This window comes from Paenibacillus lactis (assembly GCF_017873605.1).
In the GTDB taxonomy this organism is placed as follows: Bacteria; Bacillota; Bacilli; order Paenibacillales; family Paenibacillaceae; genus Paenibacillus_AQ; species Paenibacillus_AQ lactis.
In genome coordinates this window covers 243,503-261,557 of record NZ_JAGGKI010000002.1, presented here as the reverse complement: position 1 = coordinate 261,557, position 18,055 = coordinate 243,503, and the positions used below count along the sequence as shown (strand labels likewise).

The 18,055-nt window shown below is 52.5% G+C and carries 15 protein-coding genes; 8 read left to right on the top strand and 7 right to left on the bottom strand.

The annotated features are described in order from the left end of the window. Window positions 1-98 precede the first annotated feature (98 nt). Window positions 99-1,130 carry a LacI family DNA-binding transcriptional regulator gene (locus J2Z18_RS04140; protein ID WP_245255846.1) on the top strand — a complete coding sequence of 344 codons (1,032 nt, stop codon included), beginning with the start codon at window positions 99-101 and terminating at the stop codon, window positions 1,128-1,130. A 281-nt stretch (window positions 1,131-1,411) separates the two neighbouring features. Here J2Z18_RS04140 and J2Z18_RS04135 read toward each other — a convergent pair whose 3' ends face one another. Further along, the gene (locus J2Z18_RS04135; protein ID WP_210094227.1) at window positions 1,412-3,904 is read right to left on the bottom strand and encodes a UvrD-helicase domain-containing protein; all 2,493 of its coding nucleotides are present in this window, start codon (window positions 3,902-3,904) and stop codon (window positions 1,412-1,414) included. 191 nt (window positions 3,905-4,095) lie between these two features. Between J2Z18_RS04135 and J2Z18_RS04130 the strand changes: the two genes are divergently transcribed. Then, window positions 4,096-4,275, top strand: a complete 180-nt coding sequence (locus J2Z18_RS04130; protein ID WP_210094226.1) for a hypothetical protein — start codon at window positions 4,096-4,098, stop codon at window positions 4,273-4,275. 31 nt (window positions 4,276-4,306) lie between these two features. On the opposite strand, the gene J2Z18_RS04125 is transcribed toward J2Z18_RS04130, so the two are convergent. The 5 genes from J2Z18_RS04125 to J2Z18_RS04105 all read right to left on the bottom strand — a co-directional run bounded on the left by J2Z18_RS04125 (window position 4,307) and on the right by J2Z18_RS04105 (window position 9,562). Further along, window positions 4,307-4,933: a hypothetical protein gene (locus J2Z18_RS04125; RefSeq protein WP_210094225.1), complete on the bottom strand. Its 627-nt coding sequence runs from the start codon at window positions 4,931-4,933 to the stop codon at window positions 4,307-4,309. A 268-nt stretch (window positions 4,934-5,201) separates the two neighbouring features. Continuing rightward, the gene (locus tag J2Z18_RS04120) at window positions 5,202-6,329 is read right to left on the bottom strand and encodes an ArnT family glycosyltransferase (RefSeq protein WP_144867117.1); all 1,128 of its coding nucleotides are present in this window, start codon (window positions 6,327-6,329) and stop codon (window positions 5,202-5,204) included. Window positions 6,330-6,484: 155 nt separating this feature from the next. Next, the gene (locus J2Z18_RS04115; protein ID WP_007130540.1) at window positions 6,485-6,715 is read right to left on the bottom strand and encodes a YczO family protein; all 231 of its coding nucleotides are present in this window, start codon (window positions 6,713-6,715) and stop codon (window positions 6,485-6,487) included. Between the two features lie 110 nt (window positions 6,716-6,825). Then, entirely contained in the window at window positions 6,826-8,682 is a 1,857-nt protein-coding gene (locus J2Z18_RS04110) for a bifunctional diguanylate cyclase/phosphohydrolase (RefSeq protein ID WP_144867119.1), read from the bottom strand. Between the two features lie 262 nt (window positions 8,683-8,944). Continuing rightward, window positions 8,945-9,562: a DUF5317 domain-containing protein gene (locus J2Z18_RS04105; protein ID WP_210094224.1), complete on the bottom strand. Its 618-nt coding sequence runs from the start codon at window positions 9,560-9,562 to the stop codon at window positions 8,945-8,947. Window positions 9,563-9,877: 315 nt separating this feature from the next. Here J2Z18_RS04105 and J2Z18_RS04100 point away from each other — a divergent pair, with 315 nt between their 5' ends. Then, the gene (locus J2Z18_RS04100; RefSeq protein WP_007130536.1) at window positions 9,878-10,081 is read left to right on the top strand and encodes a cation transporter; all 204 of its coding nucleotides are present in this window, start codon (window positions 9,878-9,880) and stop codon (window positions 10,079-10,081) included. 317 nt (window positions 10,082-10,398) lie between these two features. Further along, window positions 10,399-11,139, top strand: coding sequence for an oxygen-insensitive NADPH nitroreductase (gene nfsA, locus J2Z18_RS04095; RefSeq protein WP_210094351.1), 741 nt, complete (start codon window positions 10,399-10,401; stop codon window positions 11,137-11,139). Between the two features lie 213 nt (window positions 11,140-11,352). On the opposite strand, the gene J2Z18_RS04090 is transcribed toward nfsA, so the two are convergent. Continuing rightward, window positions 11,353-13,680, bottom strand: coding sequence for a helix-turn-helix domain-containing protein (locus J2Z18_RS04090; protein WP_210094223.1), 2,328 nt, complete (start codon window positions 13,678-13,680; stop codon window positions 11,353-11,355). 338 nt (window positions 13,681-14,018) lie between these two features. Between J2Z18_RS04090 and J2Z18_RS04085 the strand changes: the two genes are divergently transcribed. From J2Z18_RS04085 to J2Z18_RS04070, 4 genes are all read left to right on the top strand, one after another. Further along, window positions 14,019-15,011, top strand: coding sequence for an ABC transporter permease (locus J2Z18_RS04085; protein WP_007130533.1), 993 nt, complete (start codon window positions 14,019-14,021; stop codon window positions 15,009-15,011). Window positions 15,012-15,041: 30 nt separating this feature from the next. Beyond that, complete coding sequence (locus tag J2Z18_RS04080) at window positions 15,042-15,926, top strand: carbohydrate ABC transporter permease (protein ID WP_007130532.1); 885 nt, start codon at window positions 15,042-15,044, stop codon at window positions 15,924-15,926. Window positions 15,927-16,014: 88 nt separating this feature from the next. Then, entirely contained in the window at window positions 16,015-17,565 is a 1,551-nt protein-coding gene (locus tag J2Z18_RS04075; protein ID WP_007130531.1) for an extracellular solute-binding protein, read from the top strand. A gap of 269 nt (window positions 17,566-17,834) precedes the next feature. Continuing rightward, window positions 17,835-18,011 carry an aspartyl-phosphate phosphatase Spo0E family protein gene (locus J2Z18_RS04070; RefSeq protein ID WP_028404736.1) on the top strand — a complete coding sequence of 59 codons (177 nt, stop codon included), beginning with the start codon at window positions 17,835-17,837 and terminating at the stop codon, window positions 18,009-18,011. Window positions 18,012-18,055 lie beyond the last annotated feature (44 nt).

Sequence of the window (18,055 nt, the reverse complement as noted above, 5' to 3'; positions counted from 1 at the left end):
TCTTTCAAATCTCTATCGGTTTTCGGTATAGTAGGATGAGAATCCAATATTTCGATGCGATGCTACTATTCTTCATATAAGAGAAAGGAACGTTATCCTTGACGAAGCCAAAAATTACGATGCAGGATATCGCAGACCGGTTGAATATCTCGAAAAATTCAGTTTCCCAGGCCTTGTCCGGCAAGGCGGGGGTAAGCGAGGAAACGCGCAGGCTGATCTTCCGGACGGCGGATGAACTGGGTTACGTGTATACGGGGAGCCGGAAGCGGAGCGCAGGTCAGGCGGAACAGACGGGAGGAACCGGCAGCATTGCGCTTGTTGCGACGGACTTTGCCTTTTCCATGAGAGGTTTCTTCGGGGAAATCTACTTGACGATCGAGAAGGAAGTGCAGAAGAGGGGCAAAAGCTTGCAGATTCAATCGATATCCAAGCAAATGATGGACGAAGAGGCGCTGCCGGCCTTCATTGAACAACGGGAAGTCGACGGCATTCTCATCCTCTCCCACTTGAGCACCGACTATATGAATAAGCTGGTAGACACCGGCATTCCTACGGTGCTGATCGATCATCATCATCCCGACGTGCACGCGGACGCCATTTTGACGAACAACCGCTTTAGCGCTTACCGGGCCGTGAAGTACCTGTCTGAGCTGGGGCATTCCCGAATGGGCTTTATCGGAAACACCTCCTTTTCGCCGAGTTATTACGAGCGGCTCGAGGGCTTCCATCTTGCCCACCATGAGCTTGGGCTGATCGTGAATCCGGAGTGGATCGTTTCGGACGCGCTGGAGGACCCGGAGTTCTTGGAGAAGCGGATCGGGGCGATGGGGGAACAGCCGACCGCTTGGTTTTGCGTCAATGACGGTCTCGGCTTCATCGTGAATTCGACCGTTCAGAATATGGGTTATCAGGTTCCGACGGATATATCCATCGTCAGCTTCGATAACGGGCAGCTGTCCAGGCTCGCAACGCCGAAAACGACTACGATGGCCGTCGATCTGGCGCTATTCGGTCAGACCGCGATCCGGCAGCTGTTCTGGCGGATGGAGCAGCCGGAGGCCCCGTATATGGAGCTGCTGCTGCCTACGACGCTGATTGAGCGCGATTCCACGTCATCTCCCCGTGCGTAAGCAGGATCAAGCGATAATGTACGGCGCTTGCGAATGACCTAAAGCTCACCGGAGCGGAAATGCACGAAACTTACGGAACGACCTAAAGCGTCACCGGGACGAAAAATGCCGGATAAACAGACCAAAGAGCCTCCTCTCTCGGATTCCAGCATGCGAGAGAGGAGGCTCTTTTGAATCTTTCGTTATTATATAAGGAAACATCGAATGGTGTCGAAATTTTCGGATGTTGTAGGCATGGCCCTTACGGCCTCCATGGTTCGATTCACCGGGAAGCCTTGCAATTACGACCTTCGCACACGCTTCGGGACAGGCACCTCTTTACGGCCCTGCTTCATCGGCGCTTGGCATAGCGGGCATGCCTTGCCCTCAGAACCCCGGGAGCCGCGGACAGGAGCTTGCCCGGCAGGCTGGATCCGCTGCCAGCCCTTGCAGCCCGCTCCCGTGCACAGCCATACGTTGACGGTTTCCATTTCAACGGGCGGCTGGGGCTCCCGTCGCTCCGGGTTAACCGTACCGGGAACTGTTACCGGAATCGGCTTCCGCTTATGCTCCCGTGATGCTCTGTCGGAGCCGCCGCCTGCCGTCCGCGTTGACACGGGCCGTCCCGAAGATGCCGGCCTGCGGGCTGTCTCAAAGCCATTTCCGCGGGTTCTCCGGGCTTCGGCCGCTTCCGAAGCGTTCCCGCGTGCTTGTTCGCGCTGCTCTTCCGTAAGGAAGACGTCCCGGAAGAAGCGCGACACGTCGGTTTTACGCCCGCGATAGTAAGCCGGTGAGCTTATGATGAGCTCATCCCGGGCTCTGGTGATCGCCACGTAAGCCAGCCGGCGCTCCTCCTCCAGCGCATCCAGTGCCTTATCTTCCTTGTCCGACAACGGATGGTGATCGTCCAAATGCTCGGCGAGGAGCGAAGAGGAATGGGGTAAAATGCCCTCGCTTGCCCCGATCAGGCAGACCGAAGGGAATTCCAGCCCCTTCGATTTATGAATCGTCATCAGCCGGATCGCATCCGCTTCCTCGTCCCGCTTCATTGCCGCCATCTCCCGATGGATATCAATGAGACGGTCCACGAAGCCGACGAACTCGGCAACCTCTTTGAACCGCTTGGCTGAGGCCTCCAGCTCATCAAGCCCTTCCTGAATCAGCTCCTTATGCAGCGTCAGCTCCTGCCGCTCATCCGCCTCCAGGAACTTGTCATAGAAGCGCCGCCGGATCTCTTGAATGGCCGATACCGGCTCCATGGCCTGCAGCCCTTTAATCAGCTTGGAGCGTTCCCGGATTTGCTCGACCTGAAAGTCTTTCAGGCCGGGATAGCTCAGCAGATGGGCAAGAGGTCCCTTCTTGGGACGGGGCGCATCCTTCTCCCGGATAAAGGCCATGCCTTTGTCCCGGTTCACATACAAGGTATGGAGCATTCCCTCCATAGCGTTAAAATTGCGGCGGTCCAGCGACAGGCGCAGATGGTCCATCACCGGCTTGACGACCCATTGCTCGTAGAACAGCTCGCCATTTTCATAATGAATGAACGGAATTTCCCGCATCACCAGCTGTTCAAATATGGCTCTGCTATTGCTGGCGGTCCGGTATAAAATCGCATAATCCCGATAGGACCTGCCGCGCTCCCGGATCTCTTCCGTAATATGGTTCAGCAGCAGCTCGGCTTCTTGGTCAGGGTCGCCGGGACGCAAGTACAGCGGCACGCTGCCGCTCTTGCGGGTGGATCGCAGCTGCTTGGGACGGCGCCGCTGGTTGACCCGGATGATTTCATTGCCGAGCCCGACGATCGAGGAGAGGGAGCGGTAATTGATATCCAGGGTGATGATTTTCGCATCGGGGTAGGTCTGATCGAATTCAAGAATAAACTCGTTTCGGGCGCCATTGAAGCCGTAGATCGTCTGATCGTCATCGCCGACCACCATGAGGTTGCGGTGCGGGGCGACGATTAGCTTCAGAAGCTCATACGGCAGCAGCCCGGTGTCTTGAAATTCATCGACCATGACATACCGGTAACGCCTTTGCAGCGAGGCCAGCAATGCCGGCTCGGTTGTAAGCAGACGATGCGACAGCACCAGGATATCGTCAAAATCCATCTGGTCGTGCGCTTCCTTCCACGCCTCGTAGCGGGCGAAGATTTCGCGCTGCTCCACTTCCGCCGGCGTGCTGCCGGGCAGCTCATTCATCCCGGTCATGTTCATCCGGTAAGCGGACCATAGCGAGAGCAGCGTTTCAGCCTCATAGCGGTCCTGCAGTCCCATTTCCCGGAGTATGCGCTTGATGATGAATTGCTGATGCCTTGCGTTTCCCAGAATTTCCTGGCGATACCCTCGCGTGCGGAGCAGATACAGGAAGAAGGAGTGGAATGTTCTTGCCGTCACTTTGGCCGCTTCTCCGGCTCTCAGCCCGGGAAGCGCCATGATGCGTTCCTTCATCTCGGCCGCGGCCTTGGATGAGAACGTAACGAGCAGGATGGAGGCCGGGGCGGCCCTGCGGCAGGCGATCAGGTAGCCGGTGCGGCTGACCAGCACGGACGTCTTGCCGGAGCCTGCTCCGGCAAGGGTAAGCAGCGGGCCCTGCGTATGCCGTACGGCCTGGATCTGGGCGCGGTTCAAGAATAGACCCTGCGATTCCAATCCGCGAAAAAAAGCCGCGTCCGGCGCATCGTGGGCCACCAGATCCCGGCTGTTTTCCAAGGTGGCCAGCTTTGCCAAGGGAACATCCAAGCGGTTCGTGCCGAACGGGCGTTTATAAAAAGGTATGCTAACGGTTGAGGTTGTCATAAGCTTCACCAATCATTTCGTCATCCGATATTTGGGGTCCGATTCAGCAATCGGAGTTAAAAAACATGCCTATCCAGTTTACCGGATTCGCGGAAATCTGGCAAAGCTCCAAACCAACCGTAGGAACAAGGTGTTTTATTTATTAAAGGCAGCTTTGGGTGAACCATACTTTAACGTTAGGGGGTGATGTTGTGCTGGCTATTATCGTCATCCTTCAGCTTGTCATGATTGCTATACTACTGAATATGAATGGCAAGCTTAAGCCTCGCGATTATATCGCGGAAGCACTGGAGCGGGATCGCAAAGCGAGAGAAGAGCGGGAGAGGAAGCAGCGGATGGAGCAGTTGGCTTCGGAAAACGAGCTGCAGTAAGGGTAGGGCGTTCTCCGTCAAATGATAGATGTTACCACTGCATGTCCGGATCCAGCACTTTCACCGTACCATCCTTCAAGGCGGCTTCCAGCAGCTCGTTTCGAAGCGCCTGGCCGGTGGCGATCACGTCCCGTCCGTCCTCCTTCTGCTTGGCGACCAGCGCGCTCACCAATTTCTCTTTGGATAATTGCTCTTGATAAAACGGTGCGGCGTATTCCTCCCAGTATGTTTCCTCGTTAACCTTCAGCTCATCGATAAACTTAGCATGCTGCTCCTGCACATCGGACGGCTGCTCCTGTAGTGTCTTCCGCATCCGCTCAGCCTCCCGAACCCCTTCCTCACGGGTTGCAGTCAGCCCTTGTGCATCAGCCAAATACAGCATCAACTGGTCGATGGCAAGCTCTTTCACAAGCGTGGGGTCATCAGCCGGGGTAGCCGAAGTAAACTGCATATGTTCTTTATATCGGATGAGATCAGCCTCCGTAATGAAAACGGGCCCGATCTGAACCAGCGGTTGTCCGGAAGCATTCTCCACAGCTCCACGCCCTCGCAGCTCCGCAGGATTCGAGCGATCGCCAAAGTAAAGAATCAGGCTGACGATAAGCACGCAGGCAGCAGCAATGCCGAGGAGCATCATGGATTTTCGTTGTAATTTCATAGAAGACCATCCTCCTTTATAAGTAGTCGTCAGATCGTCAGATTGTCTTTACCTTTATAGACGTTTAAAGCCGACAAAAGGTTATCGAGAAAATTACTCTTTTAGAAGAAAATGTAAGGGAAATTGTACCCGCACATAAAAAAGCCTGAAGGCACTTGTCGATTATCATCCGTGCTTTCAGGCTGAGTATGAAATATTTATAGGTCCTTGCCTGCCGGATGCGGGGCGGGGACGATCCGGCGGATCATCTGTCTTACGGCCGTATGTTCTACGACCGCAGTAGGCGGGTCTTATGCGCGTATATAATGGCTTTGTCCGCCAGAAACCCGACATACAGCAGCAGGAACACCGCATATGGGAAGCCGGTGCCGTCGAGGCTTGGGACGAGCCATTCCGCCGTAATGAAATACAGGAGCGTAAGCAGCACGGGAAGCTGCCGCTTCAGCCGGTATTTCCATACCGACCAGATTACGCCGCTTACCCCGGCGTAGAGAAGCACCAGCCGGACGGCGTCGAGGGCGGACTGCACGACTCTGCGTGCCTCTTCGTTGCCGAGTGCGGCGGCATATTTGGAGGTCCGGCCTTCGAATATGCTCCGGTACAGATGCACCAGCGGGTTGCCCTCGATGTATCTGGAGTCCAGCCATAAGGATGCTAGATTCCACGGGCCCGGCAGGTAGGTCGCCAGCCGGTTGAAGAGGGGGATGTTAAGCCACCACGGCGAGAGGATCAGCAAATAACCAGCCATAACGAGCAGGGTTCCGCCGGCGATGATGCTTGCCGGGCTGCGGTACTTGATCCAGAACGGAATGAATAGGAGCGGATACAGCAGCGCCTGAAGATTGTAGCACGCCATAATCGCTGTGAGCGCCCCTGCAGCGGCGTACCAGCCGGCCTGCTTCAGCTCGAGCGCGCCGATGACGGCACAGACGAGAAGCAGCATCAGCATCTGCATCGTCGTATCCGGCAGGATCAGCCGTACGGCCCCGTAAGCCGGCCAGAATAGGGCATAGATGAAGCAGCACAGAAAAGCGATCCGCGGATTAAACATATACCGTGACAGCACGAACACCAGATAGACAGAGAACGCATGGAAGATGCACTGGAGAAGCTGATAAATGATTAGCGCCGCATCCATGCTTCCGAGCAGCCCGATCAGTCCGGCCATCATAAGCGGTACGCCGGGCATGACGCCCGAAGCCTCCTCGGGGGCAGGCCCCGGATCGCTGATCAAGGCCGCACTGTCGATATATTTCTGTTCGATGGCGGCGGTAATGCCTTGAGAGGCTTCATGGCCGCCGGCTATCACCAGCAGGCATGAAAGGGCCAGAACGGCTCCGATCAGTGACAGCAGCATCCTCCGCGTCAGGCGGTTCAATGTCCAGATGGAAAACAACAGGTCCAACTCCACTCTTTTATAATCTCTAGGGCGTTTGCCAATAATCTATCCTCCTCTATATTAAAGAAAAAAGACGGAAATAAAAAGGCTCCGCCAGAACGGAGCCCGCATGTTAAGGGAGAGAGGGGGAAGACGATGGTTCGTTTACCGGCCTAAAAGCCGCTGTGATACTTGCCTGGACTGGAGGATTGGTCCTTGGATGTGCCGTCCCGCCGTTTCTCCTCCCGGCGCTCCAATGCAGCATCCTCCATCGGAATCGGATCGACATGACGCTCGCTTTCGAACTTGTCGAACAAGCTCTCTTCTTCCGTCGGATATTGCTCAGGATGGTCCATATGGCCCGGACCGTGATCAAGGGGAAGCTCCTTTTTGCGATCAGCCATGAAACTCACCTCATTCTTTGTTGGGATACTACCTTTTACCATTTTTCAAGGCATATCAAACATCAAATCAGGGAGAATCAAGCTAAAGAGTCGCCTTGTCCGTCGTTATGTTAATTGGTTTCCAGACCTGCAGCGGGCTGCTGCTGCCCTGCGATCTTGTCCACAATGTAGAGGATGAAAACTTCAACAAGATCGGGGTCGAATTGCGTTCCGGCGCAGCGGCGGAGTTCGTCAATACCCTCCTCGAACGTTTTGGTTTTTTGATAGGGCCGTTCCGTTGTCATCGCATCGAAGGAATCGATAATGGTAAGCATCCGGCACAGCTTCGGAATTTGGCTTCCCTTGAATCCGTGCGGGTAACCGCCGCCGTCATACCGTTCGTGATGCAGCTCTATATACGGAACGAGCTCCTTGAATTTCTCGTTCGTTTCGGCGATGCGCTTGCCCCAGCTGACATGCCTTTTCACGGTTTCCCACTCACTTGCCGTAAGCTTGTCCCGTTTATTGAGGATTCCCCATGGAATTTCGAGCTTACCGATATCGTGGATGAGCGCTCCAAGCACGAAATTGCGGCGCTCGACACTGTCGAGGCCAAGCACCTCGCTCATATCCATCGCGTAGCGGAATACCCGTTTCGAGTGCTTGAACGTATCCACATCCTTGTAAAGAAACAGCTTCAACTGCTGCTCGATATCCCGCGCATCCTCCGCAAAGTCGATCTCGAATTCCTTCTTCTCGCCGCTTCCGTACACATGGACATTGTTCTTGCCCTGTTTTTTGGCGTAATACAGTGCCTGATCGGCCTGCTCGACCAGCTGCGATTTATCGTGGATATCCATCCGGTATGGAGCGATCCCGGAGGAAAAGGAGAGGCAGCCGGACGGGAAGATTTCCACGCCGTCGAAATACGAATCATTCAATTTTTTGCGGAGCCTGTTGATGAATACCTCGGCTTTGCTTTCGTCATACCCTGGCATAAGCAGCGTAAACTCCTCGCCGCCGAACCGGGACGCCACAACTCCGGCCGCCTGGGCCTCAACCTTCAGATAATTTCCGAGAAAGCCGAGCAGCATGTCGCCCTTCAAATGTCCGAACTGATCATTGTATTTCTTGAAATCATCAATATCGATCATCGCCAAAGACAAAGGAGATTGACTGGCCTTCGCTTTTTTGATCTCGTCTTCGAGCAGGCTCTCGAAATAGCTGTGGTTATACAATCCTGTCCGCTGGTCCTTGATGGCCTTCTCCTGAACCTCGTTGTACATCAGGAACAGCTGCTTGAAGGAATACGAGAGCATGACGCTGAGCCCGATGAACAGCGTGAGCCCGAAGACGCCGTTATGTACGATCAGAACGGATAGAACCAGGGAAAGGATCAGTGTGCTCAAGTAGACCAGCAGCGTATCCTTGATAAAGGATTTGAGAATATCATATAGAGAGCCTCTGTACAGTAAATAATAATAGAATCCGAGCAGAAGCACATTAATGATGAAATAGATGAGAAGGGCTGCCAGATAAGCGCCGAAATGATTGTTGAGAATAGGCCCTGTCTGCCCTCCGGCGGCTTTGAACACCAAAGAGGAGCCGACGATCATAAGGGTGTATATGCAGAAGTTAACAAAATGCTTCCAGAACGGCACCTTCCTGTCATAGAGAGCGATTGCGATTGTATTAAACAGGATGACAGAGAGAGCGAACGGAGCGCCATAAATAAATATGCACGCCAAATAAACGGAGGAATCCATTGATTGCAAGTTGCCTTCAGGAGGGAGCTGGAAGGTGAAATAATTCAATATCAGCGCGGCGCCTAACATGGCATAAACCCATACCCACTGCGAAGGAGCGTAATTTAAAAATTCTCCTTGATGTACGATCATAAAGGTTATACAGCCCATCAGTGAAATAAACACAAAGTACAGCTGTCCTGATAGCTCTCTGGAGATCTGAGCGCGCTTGAATAGGGACATAATGGTTTCTCCTCAATAAAGCATGTTGTTTTCTACACATTTTAAGATATATTGCAGGGCAAAACAACGAAAAAGATGTAAAAAAACAGGCTGAAAATTCCAGCCTGTTTTTTGTGAGATGCTTATTATCCCAATCTGTAACCGGAAGTCAGGGCGACAACAACGGAAGCAACGATGATCGCATTCAGCACGATGCGGGAATACTTGATTTTATCAGTTTTCTTCATAGTTCTCCCTCCTTTCCAGGTAGTTTGATGTATGATTAATTTTGCGGTTCCACATGTTCAGGCTTGCCTTGCTTGCGCATGATGTTCTTAACGGCGGTATTCTTACCGGAAGTCATGAGATGAACGATGTAGAAGAATATTCCGATATTCATGATAATATCGCCGATGCTGATAACCTGTGTTCTCGGATATGGCGGAGATAATGGAATGATGTCGCCGAGGAATGCAAGACGCGTTGATGCATCCATCAAGTAATGCTTGGTTGTCGCCGTCGCATCCATGAGCATGTCCACATAGACAGGATCCAGGACAGATGCGGCGCTCATTGACACCGGCATTCTGCCGCCGTTGACGGCCATGACGAGGAAGTTAAGGAACACCCCTGCCAGTATGCTGCCGAAGCCCTTCTGATCCCGGTTCATCCATAGGAAAATCATGCCTGCAACGTAGATGAGCATAAATATATATCCGCTCGCGTCTGCCAACCAACCGATATTCTCTTGAAAGCGGAATATGAGCAGCTGCACAATCAGGAGGATCGGGAATATAAGGCCGCCCTTCAGGCGAATCTTGCTGAATTGCTGCAGTCCGTGACGGAAACCGCCCCGAATCAGTCCGACAAGTATCCCTAATATAATACCGTCAAATACCATGATCGAATTCCTACTTTCATCATTCATTACTTCCGTAATAAGAGAGTTCGACACTCGATTGGTAATTCCTGCAACAATATTCAAATTTTATGGAAAAAATTTTGAGGATGCTGGGGAGATGTTGTCCGAAATTGTATGAATTGCAATTAAAGCGTTGATATTGTTTTCATTATAGCAAAATTAAAGGATAAATCTTCCTACTTTTTTCGTGTTTTTATTGCAGAAACATGCGTAATCATGGACTTTACATACCTACCGGGGGTATAGTACAGTGAAGATGTGTAAGATGAAACGATCGATAGGAGGAGGAGCATCATGAAACAAGTGACATTAACCGTAGAAGGCATGTCCTGCAATCATTGCGTAAATTCGGTTGAAGGCGCGCTGAAGAATGCCGGAGCTTCGGGAACCGTAGATCTTGCATCAGGCACCGTAAGCATTGAATATGATGATTCCAAGGTAAGCCTTGACGCGCTGAAGGAAGCCATCGAAGATCAGGGATACGACGTCGTTTCTTAAGGGAAGGCAATGGAATAATCCGTAGGCTGTCAGCTTCGGGCTGAATAGAAACCGGCTGCTATCTCGCCATAGCACGCCGGTTTTTTTGCGGTGCTTCCCTTCGTATGCTGGCGGGGCGCGGAAGCTTGCGGCTCCAAGTCCAAAGTTACATAATAGATTGAAAGTACCACGCAAGGGGATAATGACTTTTGGTACAACTATGCATGGCAAGTCGGTCCGAGCGATCAGCTTTCGTGCGGGTGCGCCATCATGGTTGGAGCATTTGCCGGGAGGATAGTATAACCCATATTACAAATACCTAGGAGTGAGAATAGATGATGAACGATACGTTGTCCTTGTTAATGAATCATCGATCGATTCGGAAGTTCACGGACGAGCCTGTGACGGAGGAGCAGCTGAAGACGATTGTGGCGGCCGGGCAGATGGCATCCACGTCCAGCAATGTCCAGGCTTACAGCATTATCGCGATTACCGATTCGGAGAAGAAGAGAAGATTGGCGGAATTAGCGGGAAATCAGGCGTATATTGTGGAATGTCCCGTATTTCTCGTATGGTGCGCGGATCTGTACCGGCTGAAAAAAATAACTGAGCCCCATGTCGGCGACCAGCCGACGTATGAGGATTCGACCGAAAACTTCATCGTTGCGACGGTAGACGCTGCGCTCTCTGCGCAGAATGCCGCCATCGCCGCGGAATCGCTCGGACTCGGCATCGTTTATATCGGCGGGATCCGCAACAGGATTGCCGAATTTGCCGAAGCGCTCGATTTGCCGGAGCTGGTCTATCCCGTATTCGGCATGTGTCTCGGCCATCCGGACCAGCAGCCGGGCCTCCGCCCGCGTCTCCCCGTGGAAGCGGTGCTGCACCGGGAAAGCTACGACCGGGCGACAATTGAAGAAGCGAAGCGATATGACCAAATCTCCGCCGAATACCTGTCCAAGCGGACGAACGGCAAGAATCGCACGCCTTGGTCGGAGCTGATGGGCAAGCGCCTCGCCGAGCCGGTGAGACTGCATATGAAGGAATTCCTGGAGGGGAAGGGCTTCATGAAGCGGTAGGCGAGCGGCAGAATGAGGGCCAGGCATAACTGGACGATACAGCCGCGAGGAGCCCGGATAAAGGGAGAGTTTTCGTCCGCTTGTCCTTCCAATATCCAATAGGAAAAACCTATTTATCAAGACGAAATCAAGCCGCAGGTGGATTGCTGTTGCAGCCAACCTGCGGCTTTTTCATTCTGCTCCAATCGAGGAGGGGGTTCTCGTACAATTACACTAATCGGCGGAGCCCTGCTGGCGGTATTGGCCTGGCGTCACGCCTTCGAGCTTCTTGAACATTCGGTTGAAGTACGAGGGCTGGTACCCCGCGGCCTCCGCGATTTCATGAATCCGCAGGTCGGTCGTGAGCAGCAGCTCTTTACAGCGGTTCATGCGCACGGTTGTCAGATAGTCCACATAGTTCGTGCCCGTCATCTGCTTAAACGCCTTGCTTAGCTGAGATACGCTGACGCCGGCTTCCATGGCGATCGTATCCAGGGACAGATCCTGCATCCCGTTCTGTTCGATTTGCTCAAGCACGTGTTCCACCAGGGATTTCATGGAGCTGTTGAAATTCTTCTTCAGCTGATCGAGATAGGGCTCGATAATCTCCCTTTGGAACCAGTCCACGCAAGCTTTGGAATCGCGGAGCAGGGACAGCTGCTCCTGCAGATTGGAGAAGTCGTACACCTGGTAAGGGTTCAGTCCGGCCTGCAGCATGGAGCGATGAACGCTGGTAAGCAGCCGCATCAGCCCATGATGGACATGCCATTCCGAGCCGCCTCCCGCCTGAAGGGCCGTGACGAACCGGCTTAGGGACCGCCGTGCATTGTCGTGCAGCCCCAGATTCAAGGCATGAATGAACTCCTGCTCCAGCTCCAGCGGAAAGTCGACCCAGTCATTTTTCTGGGACAGCACCGTTTCGGCCTCAAGCACCTGACTGCCGGCATCGAAGGAGCGGTAATGCAGCGCCCGCTTGGCCTGCTCCAGCAGATGGGGAACATCGGTCCATTTCCGGCTCGGCCCCCCAAGCACAAGGGTTGCCGTCATGCGCAGCGTATCCCGCAGGGCGCGCATGATCTGATCGCACAATGATTTGATGATGTCGGCACGCCCGTCATCTGCATCGGAGGAGGCCGGGACGATCAGGATGACGCCGAAGGAGCCGTCAAAGAAGTTGATCGGATGAACGTAGGCCTTCAAATCCTCCGCCAGCTCTTGAATGACATTCAGGGCGGCGTAAGTAAGGAGATGCTCATCATTTTCCGTTAACGGTGTCCGGTCTTCCCCGTGCGTATGCTGCTGAAGGACAATGGCCGCAAACTGCTTGCCGGTAATATCGAGCTCCATTTCCTGCAGCTTTGCCGCGTATTCACTCTCGGTCAGATGGGCAGCCTGTCCGCTCAGAAATTGATTGATATAAGCCTCGCGAATCGCCGGCAGCGATTGGCTCCACTGGCTCTGCATCGTGGAATGGGAGAACCGGTACTGCTTCCACTCATTTTCTATGTAATCGAGCTCATTATACCTTGCGCCGGGCTTGGCTTTATCGCTGCCGATCATATGGAGCATTTTCCGGATCGGACGGTACATGCTCTTGGACGCATACCAGCTTATTGCCAAGGAAGCCGCGAGCGCAAAAGCAAAGCAGATCAGAATGATATGCGTGTACGGTTTTGTCGGTGCGATGATTGCCGATTGCGGCGTACCGGATACATAGGTCCATTGCCGCTGCATCTTTTCAAATTGAACGGTATTTACAAGCAATACATCCTGTGGGATCCGAACCTTCATCCGCAGCTGATTGGAGGTCTGGACGTCTTCGCGTCCGCGCAGCATCAGCTGCTCCCGGATCGCTTGCATCGCCTCCGGCATTTGGCTGCTCATCCCGGACTCCCCGATCACATGGCCCTGGTCATCCAGCAGGAAGGATACATTCTCGCTATTGCGGATAACGTGCAGCTTCGATGGGTCAATGTAAATGACGATGGCCCCGTACGGCGTATGGCCGTTGAACGGAAGCCTCATCACGAGCGCATGGGTGGAGCCCCCTTTGTTGAAAGGACGCTCAAGATCATGCACCCAGAACATATCGGCATCCCCGTCCATCAGACTCTTGAAGCTGGCCGCATCCTTTTCCCGGTCAAGCGATCGGAGGCCGAGATCAGGCTCCATGATTTTATTTTGCTTTTTGATATAGAGGTATACCTGGTCGACAAGAGGATCGGCATTCTCCACCAGGTTCAACGTATTGAACAGCTCGTCCGTCTCTTCAATATTCGATACAAAATCCATATCTGACAAGGAAGGCTTAAAGTGGGGCTTCACCACCATATTGAGCGCATATTGGACCAGCTGCGTGAACTGCTCGTCCACTTGCCTCGCAGCGTCGACCAAGGTTTCCTCGTTCCGCTGTTGATATTGATTGATCATATGCTGATTCCCTACATACAGATAAACGGCCGTTATGGCCGAGATGGGAAGGCATGTTAAGAGCACGGCAAGCGCTATGCTTCTCCAATACATAATTCCTTTGAAATCGGTTTCAAGATTTCTTGCCCTCATTGCATGAACCCCCTGGTTGGTTATAAACGAAATCAAAGGCTTGGTCGAAGTAAGCCGGGATGGATTAAGTATTATCATAACGAATGAGCGGTGCAGTGAAAAGGTCGTATCTGCCTAAATCACCTCCAGGAAAAAAAGTGCAAGAGAAGGAAATGGACAAGCCAAACCACTTGACGTATCAAGCTTTGCGCGGATGCTGCATCGATTGGAACGAGGGGGAGGGCCGACGGAAAAAAAGTGAAATTGCAGGGAATGTTGGAACCGTTTACATTTAGAATGCGTTCCAAATGAACGGCAGATCGAAACGAGATGACGAGGCTGAAAGCGAGGGATTAACGATGAAAGAACTGGAGACCGTTCAGATCGAACCGAAGAACAGGGGAGCAAGCAGGAAAGCTTCCACTTCCGGGAAGTCCAAAACGAAGTGGGGACGGCTATGGGCGGATGTAGCGCGCGATAAATATTTGTATGTCCTGGCCTTGCCGGGCCTTATCTTTTTTATCATTTTCAAATACGTTCCGATTACGAATCTCGTCATTGCCTTCCAGGAGTATTCGCCGTACTTCGGGGTGCTGGGGAGCCCTTGGGTAGGCTTTGAGCATTTCATCCGCTTTTTCTCCAACAATGATTTCTGGATGCTGCTGCGCAATACGCTTGCGATTAGCTTCCTGAGCTTGATTTTCTTTTTTCCGGCGCCGATCATACTGGCTCTGATGCTGAATGAGGTTCGAAGCTCCCTTTATAAACGAACGATCCAATCGTTAGTGTATATTCCGCACTTTTTGTCATGGGTGCTGATCTATGGCTTGACTTATCTGATGTTCTCGCAATCCGAGGGCTTGGTCAACAAGTGGTTCATGTCCATGAATTGGGAGACGGTCGATATTCTCTCCAATCCGAACTACTTCTGGGCCATGCTTACGGCACAGTCCATTTGGAAAGAGGTCGGGTGGGGAACGATTATATTCCTTGCGGCCATCGCCGGCGTTGATCCTCAATTGTATGAAGCGGCCGTCATGGACGGCGCGGGGCGCTTTAGACGAATGTGGCATGTTACGCTGCCGGCCATGCGCAATGTGATTATGATCCTGCTCATACTCCGCCTGGGAACGATCCTCGATACGGGATTCGAGCAGATTTATCTGATGATGAATGCGCCTGTCACCCAGGTGGCCGAAGTGTTCGACACTTATGTTTACAGGGTGGGGATCCGGCAGGGAGAGTTCAGCTACAGCACGGCTATCGGATTGTTTAAATCGATCGTCGGCGTCATTATGGTCGTTACCGCCAACCGGTTGGCCAGACGATACGGCCAGGAAAGCTTGTACTAGAACATCGACGAAGACAAGGAGGATGGAAGCATGCATGAGAAAGGTTGGAAGACGCGGCTCTTTAGCCTCGTAAATAACGGGCTGCTGCTGGTCGTCGGTCTGGCAACGATATTTCCCATTTACTATACCGTGATTCTTTCGTTTACGGATCCGGTGGAGTATTATCAACGAAGCCTGATTTTATGGCCGCGGGTCTGGACCCTGGATGCGTACAAGCATTTGCTGTCGAACGGATTATTTGTCAGCTCGATATCGGTGAGCGTGTTCCTGGCGACGATCGGCACGCTCCTCAGCCTGCTCGTTACGGGCGGGATGGCGTATGCATTGTCCCGTAAACGCCTGCGGTTCCGCAAAGCGATGATGATTATGGTGCTGCTCACGTTTCTCTTCACGCCGGGGCTCGTTCCGCTCTACCTGGTCGTCCGCAATCTGGGACTGATCGACAGCGTCTGGTCGCTTATATTGCCGAGCTTGACCAGTGCATGGTATGTCCTGCTCATGAAGGGCTTCTTCGACAGCATTCCGGTCAGCCTGGAGGAAGCCGCCATGATCGACGGCTCCAATGATATCGGCGTGTTCTGGCGCATCATTCTGCCATTGTCATTGCCTGCCCTCGTTGCCTTCGGATTGTTCTTCGCGGTCGGCTATTGGAATACGTACTTTAACGCCTTGATGTTCATTAACGACCAGAAGATGTGGCCGCTGCAGGTGCTGCTGCAAAATATGCTCGTCGATCCGACAACGATGGGATCAGGCAATGGCGGAGGGTTTGCGTTCCAAGTGAACCGGCAGGTTCCGACCGAAACATTGAAAATGGCGGCGGTCGTTATTGCAACCGTGCCGATCATGCTGGTGTACCCATTCCTGCAGAAGCACTTCGCCAAAGGGGCGATGGTAGGCTCCGTCAAGGAATGATTCGATATATGGTTACACATGGATACAACATCCATTATCCATCAGGTTCAGACAGAAGCCAATCCAATGATAAAGGGAGGTCCATTTTATGAAAACAATGAAGCTCAAGCCTGGAAAATCGCTTGTTAAGACGGCCAGCTTACTGATCTTGGCCAGCTCGCTCCTGCTCAGTGCATGCGGTGGCGGCTCGGGAGGCACCGCCAGCGGCAGCGGAGGCGGAAAGGATGGCGGAGAGCCGACAAGCATTACGATTCAGACCCTGAACTACGCGACTGAATTCATCGATAACACGAATCCTCTCTGGAAGGAGCTGGAGAAGCGAACCAACACCAAGCTGAACATCACCTGGCTGTCCCCTTCCACGGCGGAGGAGAAAATTAACGTCATGCTTGCGTCCGGCGACCTGCCGGAAGTAACGTTCGTCGAATCGATGCAGAACCCGCAGCTGCAGAAAATGCTGAAGCAAGGGGTGTTCTGGGACTTGACCCCGTTCCTTAAGGATTATCCGAATTTAAACCGCGAAGAGCTGAAGGAAATGTGGGAGATCACGAAGGTAGACGGCAAGAACATGGTTATTCCGCGCTACTATCCGAGCTATGGCGGCGGCGTGTTCCCGATGATCCGCAAGGATTGGCTGGATGCGCTGGGACTGGAAACGCCCAAGACGCTCGACGAATTCTATAACGTGCTAAAGGCCTTTAAGGAGAAAGATCCGAACGGGAACGGCCAAGCGGATGAAATTCCGTACGCGGCCAACCCGGGCGCGCTTGCTTATATTTATAATATTTTCAACGAGACGCAAGGGGGCTGGAAGCTGGAGCCGGATAATACGCTATCTCCGATCATCACGTCGGATGCGTCGAGGGAGGCTATGCTGTGGATCAAAAAGGCTTATGACGATGGCCTGTTCCCTAAGGACTTCGCCATCATGAAGTTCTCGCAGGTCATGGATACGATGCGCAGCGCCAAGGCCGGAGTCGGGGGCATGTCCATGAACCATGCCTGGGTAACCGGTCAACCGGTGAAGGAGGTTGATCCGAAGGCGGACCTGATGCCGCTGGCTTATTTGGAAAATGCGAATGGGGTGAAATATACTCCTTCAGGCTCACCGTATTATGGCGTATATCTGATCCCGAAGAAGGTTCCGGAAGCCAAGGTGAAGAAAATTCTGGAGTTCTTTGACTACGGCTACAGCGTGGAAGGCAACGAGATGCTGACGTACGGCCTCGAGGGCGTTCATTACAAGGTAGAGAACGGCAAGAAGGTGGCAACGCCGCAAGCGGCAATCGATAAGACGGGAGACGGAAACCTGAACAATATGATTCATCTGGTGAGCGACGATATGGCGATCAGCGCCGTGGGGATGCCGGATGAGGTATATCAGCGCAACGTGGAGATCGTAACGGAGCGCAAGACGGTCAAGGTGCCGAATCCTTCGGCAGAGCTGTATTCGGAGGCGTATAATAAATATTATCCTGAAATCTCCAAGAAAGTGGAAGACATGCGCGTCATGGTCATTACGGGCAAGGAGCCGATTGAAGCGTATGATCAATTGATCGAAACGATCAAGAATGATCCGAAGATGGCGGAAATTACGGAAGAAATGACTAAGGCGTATCAGGAGAAGTACCTGAAATAATCTATAAAGGCTGTTCAAATTTCGGTGCTGAAATACCGGCTTTTTGAACTCGCATTTATATATGAAAGTGGCCGTCCGGGCAGAGAAGCATCTGCTCATGGGCGGCCTTGTTTTTGTATGAAGAGGCAGCTGTTTCAAGCCCTTACGGAGATTATTTCCGCATCATAGCAAGCTTTGAGTCCCCATGTGATGCCTCCCTGATGTCTAACATCAAACATTCTAGAATTTTACATTAAAGTATAAAATATTACATAAGGGAGGCATAAATCATGAAAACGAAGGACGGCATGAAATTTGATATCGAGCGAGAGAGAAATAAGCTTCATAAGATGAAGCAGCGATATCGTGATTTTAATCATCCCAAGGTCCTCGAGCAATCGGCGGTGCTGGACGAGCTGATTAATCAGTATAACCGCTTCCTTCGGGAGGACAAGCCGATTGCATAAAGATTGACTTGAAGCGGTTTACCGAAACGCAAGATTCATAGATT

Excerpts from the sequence above, each read along its gene's own strand:
- J2Z18_RS04075 (WP_007130531.1), top strand. The coding sequence starts at position 16,015 with ATGAAAACAATGAAGCTCAAGCCTGGAAAATCGCTTGTTAAGACGGCC.
- J2Z18_RS04085 (WP_007130533.1), top strand. The coding sequence starts at position 14,019 with ATGAAAGAACTGGAGACCGTTCAGATCGAACCGAAGAACAGGGGAGCA.
- nfsA (WP_210094351.1), top strand. The coding sequence starts at position 10,399 with ATGAACGATACGTTGTCCTTGTTAATGAATCATCGATCGATTCGGAAG.
- J2Z18_RS04115 (WP_007130540.1), bottom strand. The coding sequence starts at position 6,715 with ATGGCTGATCGCAAAAAGGAGCTTCCCCTTGATCACGGTCCGGGCCAT.
- J2Z18_RS04105 (WP_210094224.1), bottom strand. The coding sequence starts at position 9,562 with ATGGTATTTGACGGTATTATATTAGGGATACTTGTCGGACTGATTCGG.
- J2Z18_RS04135 (WP_210094227.1), bottom strand. The coding sequence starts at position 3,904 with ATGACAACCTCAACCGTTAGCATACCTTTTTATAAACGCCCGTTCGGC.
- J2Z18_RS04125 (WP_210094225.1), bottom strand. The coding sequence starts at position 4,933 with ATGAAATTACAACGAAAATCCATGATGCTCCTCGGCATTGCTGCTGCC.
- J2Z18_RS04110 (WP_144867119.1), bottom strand. The coding sequence starts at position 8,682 with ATGTCCCTATTCAAGCGCGCTCAGATCTCCAGAGAGCTATCAGGACAG.
- J2Z18_RS04100 (WP_007130536.1), top strand. The coding sequence starts at position 9,878 with ATGAAACAAGTGACATTAACCGTAGAAGGCATGTCCTGCAATCATTGC.
- J2Z18_RS04090 (WP_210094223.1), bottom strand. The coding sequence starts at position 13,680 with ATGAGGGCAAGAAATCTTGAAACCGATTTCAAAGGAATTATGTATTGG.
- J2Z18_RS04070 (WP_028404736.1), top strand. The coding sequence starts at position 17,835 with ATGAAAACGAAGGACGGCATGAAATTTGATATCGAGCGAGAGAGAAAT.
- J2Z18_RS04080 (WP_007130532.1), top strand. The coding sequence starts at position 15,042 with ATGCATGAGAAAGGTTGGAAGACGCGGCTCTTTAGCCTCGTAAATAAC.